Annotated in this window: 15 protein-coding genes; 4 read left to right on the plus strand and 11 right to left on the minus strand. The window is 65.7% G+C overall.

Annotated features, from left to right (window positions below; all coding sequences use genetic code 11):
* Positions 1–223: 223 nt before the first annotated feature.
* Entirely contained in the window at positions 224–793 is a 570-nt protein-coding gene (locus ACSFC7_RS09685) for a SprT family zinc-dependent metalloprotease (RefSeq protein WP_436347504.1), read from the minus strand.
* 160 nt (positions 794–953) lie between these two features.
* On the opposite strand from ACSFC7_RS09685, the gene ACSFC7_RS09690 reads away from it, so the two are divergent.
* Positions 954–1,931 carry a phosphorylase family protein gene (locus ACSFC7_RS09690; RefSeq protein WP_436347505.1) on the plus strand — a complete coding sequence of 326 codons (978 nt, stop codon included), beginning with the start codon at positions 954–956 and terminating at the stop codon, positions 1,929–1,931.
* A gap of 11 nt (positions 1,932–1,942) precedes the next feature.
* Here ACSFC7_RS09690 and ACSFC7_RS09695 read toward each other — a convergent pair whose 3' ends face one another.
* The 6 genes from ACSFC7_RS09695 to trpC all read right to left on the minus strand — a co-directional run bounded on the left by ACSFC7_RS09695 (position 1,943) and on the right by trpC (position 8,218).
* Entirely contained in the window at positions 1,943–2,536 is a 594-nt protein-coding gene (locus ACSFC7_RS09695; protein ID WP_436347506.1) for a poly-gamma-glutamate hydrolase family protein, read from the minus strand.
* Between the two features lie 72 nt (positions 2,537–2,608).
* Complete coding sequence (locus ACSFC7_RS09700; RefSeq protein ID WP_436347507.1) at positions 2,609–3,850, minus strand: NRAMP family divalent metal transporter; 1,242 nt, start codon at positions 3,848–3,850, stop codon at positions 2,609–2,611.
* A 304-nt stretch (positions 3,851–4,154) separates the two neighbouring features.
* Positions 4,155–4,952, minus strand: coding sequence for a 2-amino-3,7-dideoxy-D-threo-hept-6-ulosonate synthase (locus tag ACSFC7_RS09705; protein ID WP_436347508.1), 798 nt, complete (start codon positions 4,950–4,952; stop codon positions 4,155–4,157).
* A 24-nt stretch (positions 4,953–4,976) separates the two neighbouring features.
* Positions 4,977–6,065, minus strand: a complete 1,089-nt coding sequence (gene trpA, locus ACSFC7_RS09710) for a tryptophan synthase subunit alpha (RefSeq protein WP_436347509.1) — start codon at positions 6,063–6,065, stop codon at positions 4,977–4,979.
* Positions 6,062–7,384 (minus strand): tryptophan synthase subunit beta, encoded by a 1,323-nt coding sequence (trpB, locus tag ACSFC7_RS09715; protein WP_436347510.1) that lies wholly within the window; start codon positions 7,382–7,384, stop codon positions 6,062–6,064. Before trpB ends, trpA begins: the two co-directional genes overlap by 4 nt.
* 51 nt (positions 7,385–7,435) lie before the next feature.
* Positions 7,436–8,218 carry an indole-3-glycerol phosphate synthase gene (gene trpC, locus ACSFC7_RS09720; protein WP_436347511.1) on the minus strand — a complete coding sequence of 261 codons (783 nt, stop codon included), beginning with the start codon at positions 8,216–8,218 and terminating at the stop codon, positions 7,436–7,438.
* Positions 8,219–8,626: 408 nt separating this feature from the next.
* On the opposite strand from trpC, the gene ACSFC7_RS09725 reads away from it, so the two are divergent.
* The gene (locus tag ACSFC7_RS09725; protein ID WP_436347512.1) at positions 8,627–9,097 is read left to right on the plus strand and encodes an MGMT family protein; all 471 of its coding nucleotides are present in this window, start codon (positions 8,627–8,629) and stop codon (positions 9,095–9,097) included.
* Positions 9,098–9,180: 83 nt separating this feature from the next.
* On the opposite strand, the gene ACSFC7_RS09730 is transcribed toward ACSFC7_RS09725, so the two are convergent.
* The 3 genes from ACSFC7_RS09730 to lonB are packed head-to-tail and all read right to left on the minus strand — an operon-like array spanning position 9,181 to position 12,826.
* Positions 9,181–9,534, minus strand: a complete 354-nt coding sequence (locus ACSFC7_RS09730; protein ID WP_436347513.1) for a hypothetical protein — start codon at positions 9,532–9,534, stop codon at positions 9,181–9,183.
* Positions 9,535–9,559: 25 nt separating this feature from the next.
* On the minus strand, positions 9,560–10,579 hold the full coding sequence (locus ACSFC7_RS09735; RefSeq protein ID WP_436347514.1) for a CPBP family glutamic-type intramembrane protease: 1,020 nt from the start codon (positions 10,577–10,579) through the stop codon (positions 9,560–9,562).
* Entirely contained in the window at positions 10,580–12,826 is a 2,247-nt protein-coding gene (gene lonB, locus ACSFC7_RS09740; RefSeq protein WP_436347515.1) for an ATP-dependent protease LonB, read from the minus strand. It abuts the gene before it with no gap.
* Between the two features lie 272 nt (positions 12,827–13,098).
* Between lonB and ACSFC7_RS09745 the strand changes: the two genes are divergently transcribed.
* Both ACSFC7_RS09745 and ACSFC7_RS09750 read left to right on the plus strand, forming a co-directional pair.
* Complete coding sequence (locus tag ACSFC7_RS09745; RefSeq protein ID WP_436347516.1) at positions 13,099–13,617, plus strand: nicotinamide-nucleotide adenylyltransferase; 519 nt, start codon at positions 13,099–13,101, stop codon at positions 13,615–13,617.
* A 75-nt stretch (positions 13,618–13,692) separates the two neighbouring features.
* The gene (locus tag ACSFC7_RS09750) at positions 13,693–14,610 is read left to right on the plus strand and encodes an SAM hydrolase/SAM-dependent halogenase family protein (RefSeq protein ID WP_436347517.1); all 918 of its coding nucleotides are present in this window, start codon (positions 13,693–13,695) and stop codon (positions 14,608–14,610) included.
* Between the two features lie 51 nt (positions 14,611–14,661).
* Here ACSFC7_RS09750 and ACSFC7_RS09755 read toward each other — a convergent pair whose 3' ends face one another.
* The gene (locus ACSFC7_RS09755; RefSeq protein ID WP_436347518.1) at positions 14,662–15,018 is read right to left on the minus strand and encodes a HalOD1 output domain-containing protein; all 357 of its coding nucleotides are present in this window, start codon (positions 15,016–15,018) and stop codon (positions 14,662–14,664) included.
* Positions 15,019–15,071 lie beyond the last annotated feature (53 nt).

Below are 15,071 nucleotides of genomic sequence, written 5' to 3' on the forward strand. Positions count from 1 at the left end.
GCTAAACCAGCACACGGAAGTCGAATAAGTGTTCCGCGGGCGACTCGTCGTTCGCGGGTCGCCATTTCGAGGGACTTCCGCTGGTCGTCCCTCGCTACTCACGGTTCACTTCGTTCACCGTTCGCCATTTCGAGGTTCTCGCTTCGCTCGAACCTCGCTGCTCGCGGGTCGCTCCGCTCCCCGCTCGCTTGTCGAGGGACTTCCGCTGGTCGTCCCTCGCTACTCACCAGTCGTCGCCGAGCGCCGCTTTCGTCCCGCCGAACTCGCTCGCGGTCGTCCACGTCCGCCCGCTATCGGCGTGTTCGATCTCGATGTCGCTCCCGCAGGTGCCACAGCGGTACTGGTCGGGTGCTTTCACCGGCTTCGAGGCCCGGTGGCGTCTCGCCGACCAGTCGCAGTCGGCCGCGAGACACCGGAGGACGTACCGCGGGTCCGAAAACGTCTCGCAGTGTCTGGGGGCCTCGAGTCGCGCCGCCTGCTCGCGAAACCGCGAGCCGTGGCCCGACTCGCCGAAACGCTGGAACTCCCAGGCGTGGACGAGTTCGTGCCTGACGACGCCCGCGAACGTCTCCCACTCGTAGCGTTCGTAGGCCTGACGGGTGAGCACGATCGTCGCCACCTCGCGGCTCGCGTTCCACCGACACGCCCCCGCTCGGCGGCGAGCGCGCGTGGTGACGTCCCACTCGAGGGATGCGCGATCGATCTCGAGGTCGTACTCGCGACAGGCCTCACGGGCGTGAATCCGGGCTCGAGCGACGATTTCGTCGTCGATCGTGAGGTCGGCGTCGGTCACACTCGGAGAACGAAGGCGGATTTAGAAGGTGTTCCGGTTGCTCTCCGAATTCGGATCGAGCCTGTTACATCTCGTGTAACACGTTACATCACATGAAACAAGTCCTCCCACCCGACGAGATAGGTATGCAACACAGTTACCCGTTCCGTGCAAACCAGCCATGACCCCAACTGATAGACCGCTGCCGGAGCCTCGAGATCCCGATCCGGACGACCCGATCGCTCCCGACGCACTGGTTCTCACCGCCGCGTTCGAGGATCCCCTCGACGAACGCCGACCGTGGCTCGAGCGCTACGACCCCGTCGACGCCCTCGAGGTGCCGGGCGCGGAGACACCCGTCTACGTGACCGACTCCGGAATCGCCGTCACGACCACCGGCATCGGCAAGAGCGACGCGGCGACGACCGTCACCGCCGTGCTGGCGAGTCCGGGCCTCGACCTCGAGTCGGCCTATATCGTCTCCTGCGGTATCGCCGGCTCGTCGCCGGAGACGACGGCACTCGGCTCGGTCGCGATTGCAGACGCCGTCGTCGACTGGGACCGAAAGCACCGGTGGGACCGCCGATCCGACGCCGCTGTGACGGATTCCGTGTCGGAAGCGTCCAACGACGAGCGCCCAATCGATCTCCTCGCGTATCGACCGCGGGACTACGTTCACCGACCCGAGGACGGCGTCGTCGACTGCGCGCTCGAGGCCGCCCGAGCGGTCGACCTGCGCGAGGACGCCGACGCTCGCGACTACCAGCGCGAGTATCCGAACGCCCCCGATTCGGGACCGACGATCGAACGGGGAACGACCGTCTGTGGCGACGAGTTCTGGCACGGCCCTCGCTACGCGCGGGAGGTCCAGTGGCTCTGTGACCAGTACGGCGTCGCACCCTACGTGACGACCCAGATGGAAGACGCCGCGACGGCAACTGCCCTCGAGCGGTTCGGCCTGCGCGAGCGGTACGTGAGCGTCCGCGCCGTCTCGAACTACGATCGGGCGGCACCCGGTCAGTCGGTCGAAGAGAGCTTCGACGGGAATCCGGCGAGCCTCGCGCTGGGAATCGAGAACGCCGCGCGCGTCGGCGGGGCGGTCGTCTCGGAACTCGTCGCGACGGACCCGCTCGAGATCAGGACGAGCGACGCCGGCTGACCGCTCCTCGCTCAGAGCACGTCCTCCTCGAGGAGGCCCTCGAGAACGGAGTTGACGGCGTCGCGCTCGTCTATGCGGACGGTTCGACTCTGTTCGAGCTGGAGCCCACGGCCGTCTCGAGCGAGCCAGTTGACGAAGTTGCCCGGGTTAACGCCGGCGTACGGTCCCGTCGAGACCGATTCGACGGGCGATGACACCGCGTCCTCGAGCCGATCGCTGACGTACCGTTTCGCGTCGGTGTCGATCCTGCCGCCGACGAGCACTCGGTCGTCGCCGAGCCCGTGGAAACTGACGACCGTCTCGAAGTTCCGGTCGGCGATTTCGGCGAGGAGCGGGTACTCGTCGGGCGAGAAGGCACTCGAGGGCGGATGCCACAGTTCGAACGGGCTTTGCCGCTCGTCGTACCCCAGACAGGCCCAGCAGCTGGCTGCGGGGAGTCGGGCGGCCAGATCGACCGCCTGCTCTGCGGTACCCGGTTCGACGTGCCCGCCGTGGGCGGCACAGACCAGCACGCCGTCGTTCTTCCCGTCGTTGGACAGCAGTTCGGTGTAGTGGCCGGTGTCGGTTTCCTCGAGTCGATGCGTACGAAACGACGCTGGCGTCACGACTGCCGGGTAGGCGAGTGAGCGTAATAATTGGGCGTCACGCACAGGACGGGCGGGCCGGCTCCGCCGTCGTTAGAGCCAGCCGGAAATGGTGGCCGCGAGCGATTCGGCCGTCAGCGCGCTCCCGGCGAGCAGGACGAGTGCGACGAGCGCGAAGGCGACGTTCTCTTTTGTCGAGACGTCGCGGTACCGGTTGACGGCGCCGATGAGCGCGAGGACGGTGATCGGCAGGGCGATGAGTCCGTTGATCGCGGGCATGATGATCGCCATCCTGACGGGGGTGAGTCCGGTGTTCACGAGCAGCCAGAACGCCGCGATAGCCGAGAGGACGATGAGGCCCACGACCGTCGCTCTGAACTTCGTATCGCCGAAGCGCGTGTGGTGGCCGAGGGCCTGCGGAACCATGTAGCCCGCGCCGAACAGCGTCCCGGTCGCCGAACTGAAACTGGCGAGCAACGCGGCGAACAGGAAGATGTAGAGCGCACTGTCACCGAGGATCGCGGCGAGCGGTTCGCCGGGACCGGTGAGCGTCGTCGGGCCTTCGGTCAGGGTAACGGCCGAGACGATCATCACGAACGCACCGATTGTCAGCGTCGTGACGATTCCGGCGGCGTTGTCACGCCGGTACGTGTTGATGTTACTCCACTCCTTGGTCGGCCCCATACTCGACTGGATGAAGAAGTTCGGCCAGTACACCGTCGTCCCGAGCAGTGCGATCACCGCCGTGAGATAGCCGATCTCGCTCTGGAGTGCCGGGACGAGTCCGGCGGCAACGTCTCCGACGGGGATGTCGAGTCCGATCAACAACAGGCCGTAGGAGGCGAAGACGGTGATCACCATCGCGGCGATCGCGCCCTCGATGCGTTCGTACACGCGCAGTTCAACGAGGGCGATACCGACGCCGCTCGCCAGCAGGATGCCGATGATGACGTTGTCCAGACCGGGAACGAGCCACGCTAGCGCCGCACCGGCGATCGCGTAGTTCGAGATCGACCAGAGCGCGCTCATGAGCGCCATCGCGACGATGATAACGGGACCGCCGGGGCCGGGAAGCAGATCGACGATGTAGTCCGTCAGCGGCTCCCGAGAGACCGCCAGCCGTGCGGACATGTCGTGGAGCGCGATATCGATGAGGAAGGCCAGCGGAAGGACCCACAGTAACGCGAACGCGAAGTTCGCGCCGGTGTCCGCGAGGATGTAGACCGAGCCCGCACCGAACACGTTTGCCGCGAACAGCACGCCGAGACCGTAGGATTCCAGGAGACCGGAGAGCTTCGCCTGCACGCCACCGGTCTCGTATGTTTCACTCGCCATCGAGAACCACCCCGGCGCGCTGCCGCTGAGTCGTGATCAAGTGGGTGAACAGTGAGTTCATCTCTATGTCAATAACTCAGGCGAGATGGGTGAGTGGATTCGGCTTGCACCAGCCACTATGGGGAACTGACTGGTACGTGTCACCGACGTTCGAATTATCGACCAACTAACTCCAGTCCCCTGACGGGGTTACTGAGGGAGCAGAAATCGGGTACAAGCGAGTACGAAGAACCGATCGAAAGCGCAGAACGCCCTCTCCGCTGGCGGCACTGACTGTGACTGGCCGCCGAGGGGGACAGATCGACTAGGCCTCGAGCGCGAGTCCGGCCTTCGCGAGCGCGTCGTCGGTCGAGAGATCGTGGTGGACGACGCCGGCGACGGCCGTCGCGATCGCTTCCGGATTCTCGTGCTGGAAGATCGATCGCCCCATCGAGACGCCGGATCCACCGGCGTCCATCACGCCGCGGACCATGTCGACCGTCTCGCGGTCAGTTCCTTTCGAGCCGCCGGCGATAACGACCGGCAGCCGGGTCGATTCGACGACGTGCTGGAAGCTCTCGGCGTCGCCGCTGTAGCCCGTCTTGACGAGATCGGCGCCGAGTTCCTCCGCGAGACGGACGGCGTGGCCGAGCGCTTCGGGATCCTCGGAGTCGACGCCCGGGCCGCGGGCGTAGGCCATCGCCAGCACCGGCATGCCGAGTCGCTCGGCGTTCGCGGTGACCTCGGAGAGCTGGGCGATCTGGTCGGGTTCGTGGTCCGAGCCGACGTTGATGTGGAAGGAGACGGCGTCGGCGCCGACACGGACGGCCTCTTCGACCGTGCCGGTCAGTCGTTTGTCGCTCTCGTCGGGGCCGATCGTCGTCGAACCGTTGAGATGGACGATGTAGCCCTTCCCGTTCTTGTGCTCGTGGACGCGAGGTGCGATTCCTTTCTGCGTGAGGACCGCGTCCGCACCGCCGCTGGTGACACCGTCGATCGTCGATTCGATGTCTTTCAGCCCCTGAGCCGCCCCCATCGTGATGCCGTGATCCATCGGGATGATCACGTACGAGTCGTTTGTACCGATTCTGTCGAGTCGCGCGTCGATGCCTGTGATAGTCATTGCGGGAGTGTAGCAAGCTTGCAGTTATGGCTGTTCTGGTTCCGGTACATCTTCCGTATCGTTCGTGACGGTCTCCGACCCGCGAACGGCGCCGCGTTTGAGTTCCTCGGCTTTGGTCTCGAGAGCGGCCGCGGTGTCGTCGCTCGAGGCGACGTTCTGGGACTCCGTCCCAGTGCCCGCTGAGCTGTGCTCAGCGACGATGTCGATCAGCGCGCTGCCGACGATGACGCCGTCGGCGCCCGCCTCGACGATTTCGGCCGCGTGGTCACCCTCGCTGACGCCGAACCCGACCGCTTTGGGCACGTCGTACGCCGAGAGCCGCGTGAGGCTGTCGTGAGTCGCGTTCGAGACGTCCGCGCGAGCCCCGGTCGTTCCGAGGCGGGCCTGTACGTAAGCGAAGCCTGACACCTGGGACATGATTCGATCCAGGCGCTCGCCCTCGGTCGTCGGCGCGACGATGAAGACGAGATCGAGTCCGTGGTCGTCACAGGCCTCGCGAAGGGGGGCGGATTCCTCGGCGGGCAGGTCCGGGACGATGATCCCCGAGAGCCCCGACTCGGCAGCCCGTTCGACGAACGGCCGGACGTCGGGCCTGGCTCGCGGGCCCCGCCCGCTCACGGGTCGTTCCTCCCCGTTTGCATCTTCGAGGCCCTCACTCCGATCGGGCCTCGTACCGCTCGCCTCGTCCGAGGCGCGTGGCGCCTCGCTCCCCCCGTACTGCAGGATCATGTTATAGTACGTCATCACCAGCAGCGGGGCGTCGGTCTCGAGATCGTCGACCAACTCGAAGAAGCCCTCGGGCGTCGTCCCGGCGTCGAGCGCGCGGTTGATCGCGGCCTGAATCGTCGGCCCCTCCGCGATGGGTTCGGAGAACGGCAGGCCGAGTTCGATCAGGTCCGAGCCGCCGCGGTCGAGGGCTTCGACGTACGCCTTGGTATCCTCGAGCGACGGGTCTCCCGCGGTCAGATAGGTGATCAACGCCGGGTGATGCTCCCGGATAGCGGCCTCGATATCGCTGTCGTATTCGGTGCTCGCGGGTCGCTTCCCACCGTCGCTCCCCGCTCGCGTTTCTCGAGGCTCTCCTCCCTCCGGTCGTCGATCCTCGCCACTCATCGGTCGAACACCTCCACGTCCGGTGCGGCCTCGAGATCACGCTTCTCGGTCTCCTCGAGCACCGTCTCCAGATCCTTGTCGCCGCGGCCGGAGACGTTGACGACGATCACCCCTCCGAGATCCTCGTAATGTTCTTCGAGGTAGCCCAGCGCGTGACTCGACTCGAGCGCGGGGATGATCCCCTCGAGGGTCGAGAGTCGGTGGAAGCCGTTGAGTGCGGCCTCGTCGTCGACGCTTGCCGGAGTGACGCGTCCGATATCGACGAGATGGGAGAGTTCGGGACCGACGCCGGCGTAGTCCAGTCCGGCACTCACGCTGTGGGATTCCATGATCTGGCCGTCCTCGCTCTGGAGGAGTTTCGTCATCGCCCCGTGAAGCACGCCGTCGGTGCCCGTCGAGAGCGTCGCCGAGTTCGGGGCCAGCGCGTTTTCCTCGTCGATCTCGAGGCTCGAGCCGCCGGCCTCGACCGCATAGAGGGCCACGTCCTCGTCTCGCGGACGTCGTCCGCTCGATTCGTTCGCGAACCGTGGGTCCGCGCAGTCCGGCACGAACTCGTGGAACGTCCCCATCGTGTTCGAGCCGCCGCCGGCGCAGGCGACGACGCTGTCGGGGAGTCGGCCCGCCTTCTCCCGGATCTGCTCCCGGGCCTCCCGACTGATGACGGCCTGGAAGTCACGCACCAGTTTCGGGAACGGGTGCGGACCGACGACGCTCCCGATGACGTAGTGGGTCCGCTCGACGGTCGTCGCCCAGTCGCGCATCGTCTCGTTGATCGCTTCCTTCAGGGTCCCGCTGCCGGCCGTGACCGGATTCACCTCGGCGCCGTTCATCCGCATCCGGTAGACGTTGGGCCGCTGGCGGTTGATATCCGTTCGGCCCATGTAGATCTCGCAGGGCATATCGAGGTGGGCCGCCGCCATCGCGGTCGCCGTGCCGTGTTGTCCGGCGCCGGTCTCGGCGATGATCCGCTCCTTGCCCATATACTTGGCCAGCAGGACCTGTCCGAGCGCGTTGTTGAGTTTGTGCGCGCCGCCGTGGACCAGATCCTCGCGCTTGAGGTAGATCTCGCGATCGTAGCGCTCGCTGAGTCGTTCCGCGTGCTGCAGGGGCGTCGGCCGGCCGCCGAAATCCCGCATTCGGTCGCGGAACTCGTCCATGAAGCCGTCCTCGTTCTCGAGGACGTAGCGTTCGTAGGCGTCCTCGAGTTCCTGGACGGCCGGCATCAGGGCCTCGGGGACGTACTGGCCGCCGTAGTCGCCGAACGTGGCCTCGCTGTCGCGCTCTCGCGTGTGTTCGTTATCGTGGTCGCTCGTGCTCATGTGTTTGCTCCGTCCGCGTCGTCCGAGTGATCGGTCGTGCACTGGTTCATCCTACTCCGCCCCGTCTTCGGCCCGGACCAGTCGCCGGGTGTTCTCGGTCACGTTGCTGTCGCCCGAAGCGTGGTCCATGATCGCGCTGCCGATCAGGAGGGCGTCGGCGCCCGCCTCGCGCATCCGTCGGACGTTGTCGGGCGTCGACACGCCGCTCTCTGCGATCAGCGTCACGTCGTCCGGTGCTCCGGGCGCCACGGACTCGAAGGTTTCGAGGTCCACCTCGAGTCTCGCCAGATCCCGGTTGTTCACCCCGATGATCTCCGCGCCGGCCTCGAGAGCGGTCTCGAGTTCCTCGCGGTCGTGGACCTCGACCAGCGGCTGGAAGCCGCGTTCGCGCGCGGCCGCGACGAGTTCCGCGACATCGTCCACGAACCGCACGATCAACAGGAGCAGATCGGCTTCGACGACGTCCAGTTGCGCTTCCTCGAGCACGAAGTCCTTTCGGAGAACGGGGACGTCGACGGCCTCGCGAATTCGAGTCAGCGACTCGGGCGAGCCGCCGAAGTGACTCGGCTCGGTGAGGACCGAGATCGCCGCCGCGCCGCCCTCGACCATCGCCTCGGCCAGTTCGACGGGGTCGTCGTCGCGCGTCCCGTCGGCGGTCGGACTCGTGGGCTTTACCTCCGCGATCACCGGGACGCGGCCGTCGGCCTCGGCCCGCGCTACCGCGTCGGGCAACGAGCGTGCGTCGACGTCCACGACGCCGTCGCCACCCGGCCGCTCCCGGGCGGCCTCGAGGATCGACGCCACCGCGGGCGCGAGTTCCGTTCTAGAGTTCATTGTTGTACATCGACGTACTCATATGTACAAAAGCTTTGCGCCATCGGGTCGGGATACGGACCCGGACGACGACTGAGATTTCTGCCTGCAGACCGCCGGCGTGCGGTGGCGCGCTGTCGATGGGGCCGAGCGTTGCGAGGTGGGTGCCGTGCGAGCACCTCGAAAAGCGAGCGAGGGCCCATCGCCAACGGTGCGCGAGGGACGAGGACCGCAGCGACGGGAGGAGCGAGGACCGCAGGCGGCTGGGGAGGGTGTGGCCTTCATCGGTGCCAGCATCGGCAGCGTTCACGGTGTTCCATCGGAATCGGTGGGAGTCGGTGTGGGGGTGACTGTTTCGCGTTTCTACGACCGACGCGTTCGAAAACGACGACCGGCGATTATTCAAGGCCCACTCACCTACGCAGGAACATGGAGGACGTCACGGACGCCGGAATCTACGCGCGGGAATCGCCGTATCTCGATCGATACGTCCAGTTCGGGGCCGCGAGCGGACGCATCCTGAGCGTCTCGTTTCCCGACGTACCGGACGAGGACGCCCGGGAGGATCATCCCATCCTCGAGCAGATATTCGAGTACCTCAACGGGCTGGAGGAGGTCCGATTTGACGAGGTACAGGTCGCCCTGACCGTTCCGACCGACCAGCGCGCCGTCCTGGAGCAGGTCCGGGGCATCCCCTACGGCGAACAGGTCAGCGTCGACGCCCTCGCGCGGATGACTCCCGACCTCGACCCGGACGACGAGGACGACTTGATCCTCGTTCGGACCGCCCTCGACGGGAACCCCGCCCCGCTCTTGATTCCCGACCACCGCGTGCGCGACGGCCCGAGCGCCGCGCCGCCAGCCGTCGAACAGAAGTTACGGTCGCTCGAGGGACTGTAGTCTCGAGTCGTTCGCGGTCGAGCGCAGGGCAGTCGGACGAACACAACCAATTGGCCGAACACGCGCAATCGGCCGAGCGCACGTTAGTCGGCGTACCAGACCGCGTAGATGTAGAGCCCGATCCCGACGAAGACGACGATCGACGACACCTGATCGAGCGCCGGGTTACGGGTGAACAGGAACGCGAACTGGAACGCGCCGCCGAGGACGAGACAGACGGCCGCCCCGGGGATCACCCACGACCCGCGATCCGTCTCGGCCTGGAGGTACAGAATCGTCCCGACGCCGACGGCGATCACGCCGAAGACGAACTCCGCGGCGAACGCCGCCAGGGAGTCGCCGGCCACCTGTCCGTACACCAGCAACGCGAAGTAGAGGACGATCCCGGAGAAAATCACCCGATAGACCGTGTCCGGAACGTCGTCGAGGCCGTTCATACCCAGATCCAACAGGTCACAACCCTTAGCTTTCGAGGGTTCGGGCCCACTCGAAGCCCAGTCCCTCGTGGACGACGAACTCGAGGGCGTTGACCAGATAGTGAGCGACGACGACCGCGAGGAAACTCCCGGTGAGGACGAAGATCGCCGCGAGGACGAATCCGAGCAGTCCCGTGACGACGACGCCCACCGAGCCCTGCATCCCGTGGCCGATGGCGAACGCGATCGAGGAGACGACGGCGAGCAGCCACGGCGAGACGCCGAAGCCGACCGAAATCGCGCCGATCAGCGCAGCCCGGAAGAGCAGTTCCTCGAAGACGGCGATGATGGGAAGGACGACGATCAGGAGAACCAGCCAGCCCTGCATCGAATCCGGAGCGAGCAGTTCCCGAAGCTCCTCGTCGTGATCGAAGCCGAACCGCGTCGCCGTCGCCGCACCGATCTCGTTTGCGACGTACAGCGCGAGTCCGAACGCCGTTCCCAGAAGCAGTCCCCGCTCGAGGTAGCCGAGCGAGAACTCGATACCTAGCGCGTCGGCCGGAATCGCCGTGTAGATCACGCCACCGAGCAAGACGAGTGCGAACAGCCCCTGCGAGACGGCGACGTTCACCAGGAGTTCCCCGGTCGACAGCGATCCGGGATCGAACTCGTCCGTCCGGTCGGTGTGGTGTGCACGTTCGGAGCGGGGTTCCGCCCCGTAATCGACCGGGACCCGCTCGGAACCCTCGTCGACTTCAGTATCGAAGGTGGGGGACGGATTCGCGTCGCTCTCGACCGGAGAGCTGCGATCAGCGGTGATCGACTCCTCGAGATCGACGTCCGAACGCGAGCCGTCGGTCTCCGTTCCCGATCCGGGAGTGCTCTCGGCTGAGTCGAGTTCGGCGCTCGAGTTCGGATCTGCCCTCGACTCGGAGCGGACGCTCGAGTCGCGGTCGCTGGCCGTGTTAGCGTCGTCGTCGAACGCCGACTGCGTCAGATGCGAAAGAACCAGCAACAGCACGAGGACGACGCCCGTAATGCCGGCGAACGTCGCCCAGTCGGCCATCTATTGTGGACTCGGGTTCGACCCGCTGGCGGAGCCGACGCCGCTCTGGCTGCCTTCGAAGGCGGAGCCGGTGATCGACTTGAGACGGTCGACCAGCGAGTCCTTCTTCGGTTCGCCCATCAGCGCGACGTCGAGCACTTCGCTGATGTTCGAACAGGGGATGATCTCGATCATCTCCTTGTACTCGTCTTCGATCATCACGTCCTGCTCGTTCGAGGCGGGAATGATGACCTTGTCGCAGCCGGCCTTCGCGGCGGCCTCGATCTTGTGGGTGACGCCGCCGACCGGGAGGACGTCGCCCCGGACCGACAGCGAACCGGTCATCGCGATCGACTGATCGACTGGGATGTCCTCCAGGGCGCTGATGACGGCGGTCGCCACCGTGATCGAGGCGGAGTCACCGTCGACGCCGCCTTCGCCGGCCTGGACGAACTGGATGTGGATGTCCTTCTCCGAGAGGTCCACGTCGGAGAACTTCTTGATGATCGCCGAGACGTTCTGGACGGATTCCTCGGCCATCTCCTTCAACTGCCCCGTCGCGATGACCTGCCCGCCACCCTGTGCGGGGGCGATTTCGGCCATGACGGGGAGCATGATCCCGGAGTCCTCACCCATGACGGCGAGCCCGTTGACGCGGCCCTCGACGCCGTCGTCGGTGACCTGCAGTTCGTAGTCCTTGCGGCGCTCGATGTAGTCGTCGGCGAGCTGTTGCTCGATCGACCGGGAGCGGCGCTTGGCCTGCAACACGTCGTCGCGGGCCGTGTATTCGCGGTCCTCGGCGCGGGCGATGTCGCCCGCGACGCGGACCAGTCCGCCGAGGTTCCGGAACAGCAGCGTGAGGTGGTCCTTCCGGCCTGCACGGCGTTTGGCCTCGAGGATGACCTCCTCGACGGCCTCCCGGGTGAAGTGGGGAAGGCGACCGTCGCGTTCGACCTCCTGGGCGATGAAACGGGCGTACTTGCGCCGCATCTCGGGGGTGTCCTCGATGGTGTCGTCCATGTAGACTTCGTACCCGTAGCCCTTGATCCGCGAGCGCAGGGCGGGGTGCATGTTCTCCATCGCGTCGAGGTTCCCCGCAGCGATCATGATGAAGTCACAGGGGACGGGTTCGGTCTGGACCATCGCACCCGAGGAGCGCTCGGACTGGCCCGTGATGGCGAACTCGCCCTCCTGAATCGCGGTCATCAGCTTCTGCTGCGTGCGGATGTCGAGCGTGTTCATCTCGTCGACGAACAGCACGCCCTTGTTGGCCTGGTGGATCGAGCCGGGTTCGACGCGGTCGTGGCTCGGCGTCTCCATCCCACCGGACTGGAAGGGGTCGTGGCGGACGTCGCCCAGCAGTGCGCCGGCGTGGGCGCCGGTCGCGTCCTCGAAGGGCGCGGTGCGCTGATCGCCGTTGTTGACGATCATGTTCGGCACCATGGCGTCCGTGCCGCGGGACGTGTAGCGGAAGATCAGCCAGACGATACCCGCCGCGAGGATGCCGAGCAGAATGCTGGCAGGGCTGAGAATCGCGTAGCCGATGATGATCGCGATGATGACCCACATCAAAATCGAGCGCATCTGATTGCGCTTGCGAGCTTCCTCCTTGTGGGCGTCGATGATCTGTTCGCCTTTGCCGGCGGGGACGGTTCGGACCTTCGGCTCGTTGCCGTCGTCTGGGTTGTGGTAGACTAAGACGTCCTGTAGATCCTCTTTCGGGAGTAGCTGGCTCATCGCTTTCGCCAGCATCGACTTCCCGGTACCCGGGGAGCCGATCATCATGACGTGCCGTCGCTGCTTGGCCGCCTTGATGATGATATCCCGTGCTTCGTCCTGACCAATGACCTGGTCGACGAGTCGGTCCGGAACCTCGATATCTGCCGTCGAGTCGACTTTGAGACCGCCGAGTAGATCGTCCTCGGCGTTCTCTTCGTCGACCTCGACGCCCGGATCGACTTCGACCGTACTTCCGAGATCTTCGACGGTCTCGATGTCGTCGTCCTCGTCGGCCGACTCCCGATCGAACTCGTCGACCGGATCGTCGAACTCGTCGACCGGATCGTCGAACTCGTCACCGCCGTCGATCTCCTCGTGTTGGTCACCGTCGTCGACGTCGTCGCGCCGGTCACCGCCCTCCTCGAGCGGCGACCGTTCTCCCTGACGCTCCGACTCCTGGTCCTGGGACCGAGGCTGTGCCTGCTCCTCGTCAGGCTCAGTGGAAGGGGCGTCTTCGGGAGGGTCGTCAACGTTCGTATCGTTACTCATAGAACTCTGTTCAGTACCTGATTCGAAGGGATTGGGACTGATATACTTTCTCCATGCGGAGGATGGTGACAGTGCCTGAAACCGGCACCTACAGCCGTCTAAAGTACTGATTAGGTTTTTCGGTCCGTCGTTTCAGCCGGTCGTGTCGACATCGTAATATGTGTGTCACATCTTAGCACGGATGTGGCCGCTCGAGACGGCGGCGAATACGACCGTTCCGCGCGGCTGAGAAACTCGCCACGCTTAAGCACGCTGCCCGACCAGTTCCCGGCATGACCCGGGGGTTCTACATCGGCCGCTTTCAGCCGTTCCACAACGGTCACCTCAGCATGGTCGAGCAGATCGCCGAAGACGTCGACGAACTCGTGCTCGGCATCGGCAGCGCCGACGACTCGCACACGGTTCGGAACCCGTTCACGGCCGGTGAGCGGATCATGATGATCACGAAGTCGCTCGTCGACCACGATCTCGTGACCTACGCCGTCCCGATCGAGGATCTGGAACGGAACTCGGTCTGGGTGAGCCACGTCCAGAGCATGAGTCCCGACTTCGACGTCGCCTACTCGAACAACCCGCTCGTCATCCAGCTGTTTCGCGAGGACGATATCGAGATCCGCCAGTCGCCGATGTTCAACCGCGAAGTACTGGAGGGCAGCGAGGTCCGCGAACGCATGATCAACGGCGGCGACTGGGAGACGCTGGTTCCCGCGGCCGTCGCCGACGTGGTCGGTGAAATCGGCGGCATCGAACGCATCCAGATGATCAGCGGGTCGGACTCGAACGGGGAGTAGCGCGTCGTCGTTCCGAACGCTGATCGTCAGCCACGAGACGTATCGACTTTGATCGATCAGTTCGTACCACCTCACATGATCACGCTCGCGTCGGACTTCGGCACGCCGTACCCCGCGGCGATGAAGGGGGTGCTCTGCCAGCGAACGGATGCCAGACTGGTCGACGTCGCACACGACTTCCCTCGGCAAGACGTCCGCGCGGCCGCGTTCTGGCTCCGCGAAACGCTGCCGTACTTTCCGCCGGCAACCCACCTCGTCGTCGTCGATCCCGGCGTCGGGACCGACCGCAACGCGCTCGTCGTCCGCGCGGACGAGCACGCGCTCGTTGGTCCCGACAACGGCGTACTGCTCCCCGCCGCGCGTCGACTCGCCGGCGATGCCGACCTCGAGACCTACGTCGTCGACGAGACGCGCCTCGAGTCCGTCGAACCGACCGGAGCGCAACGGTCACCGTCGGCGGTCCCCGGCGAACGCGGCGAGGGACCGGCGAGCAACACCTTCCACGGCCGGGACGTCTTCGCACCCGCCGCGGCAGGCGTTCACGATACCGCACTCGACTCCCTCGGCGATCTGGAGTGGCTCTCGCCGCTTTCGGGCGCTCCCGCCGACCTCGAGCTACCGACGGCGATGCTCGAGGGCGCGAACGGAGGGGAGAGCGACCGCGCGACGGGCGAGGTGCTGGTCGTCGACGGCTTCGGGAACGTCATCACGAACGTCCCCGGCAACTGGCTCGCGGGACGCGATCGGATCGTCGCGAACGGTATCACCGTTCCCGTCGGCGAAACGTTCGCCGCCGTGCCCGCCGGAGCGAAACTCGCGACCGTCGGCAGCCACGGCTACGTCGAACTCGACGTCAATCGGGGTCGCGGCGACGAGGCCTTCGGACTCGAGGGGGGAGATCGGGTCGTTCTCGAGTCGACGGCCCACGAGACCGCCGGTGACGAGACTATTCGTGACGACGAGACCGCCGGCGATGGGACTGGCGACGAGTGATCGGGCGCGAAAAACGGTTGTCGGCTGGCGACGGACGGGGAGGGGCCTGGATCAGGTGCCCGCCGGGCTGTCGGGGTCGATCACGATCTCACCGTCACTGTGGACCGTGACGGTACACCGGGCAAACGGAAACGTAATCGAGCCCCGGTCGGGTTCCGCTCCCGCGTCGTTCCAGTGGACGACGAGCGCGTTCAGGGCGTCGGGGTCGACACACGTCGAGAGCAACTCGAGATCGGCGGGATCGACCTCGAGGATCGACGACACGGCCATGACGAGTCCCGTACTCACCGGTTCGTAGTCCGCGTCGGTACACCACGCGTGATACGTTCCGCGCCCCTCGTCGTAGTAGAGCGGGCGACCGACCGTATGCGTGACCGGCGTCAACCGATCTCGAGTCGTTCCAGACATGATACGGTACTAATTTGACCGTGTCAACACATAACACTGACGGCCGAGTGAGT

Source organism: Natronorubrum halobium (genome assembly GCF_051351675.1).
Taxonomy (GTDB): domain Archaea; phylum Halobacteriota; class Halobacteria; order Halobacteriales; family Natrialbaceae; genus Natronorubrum.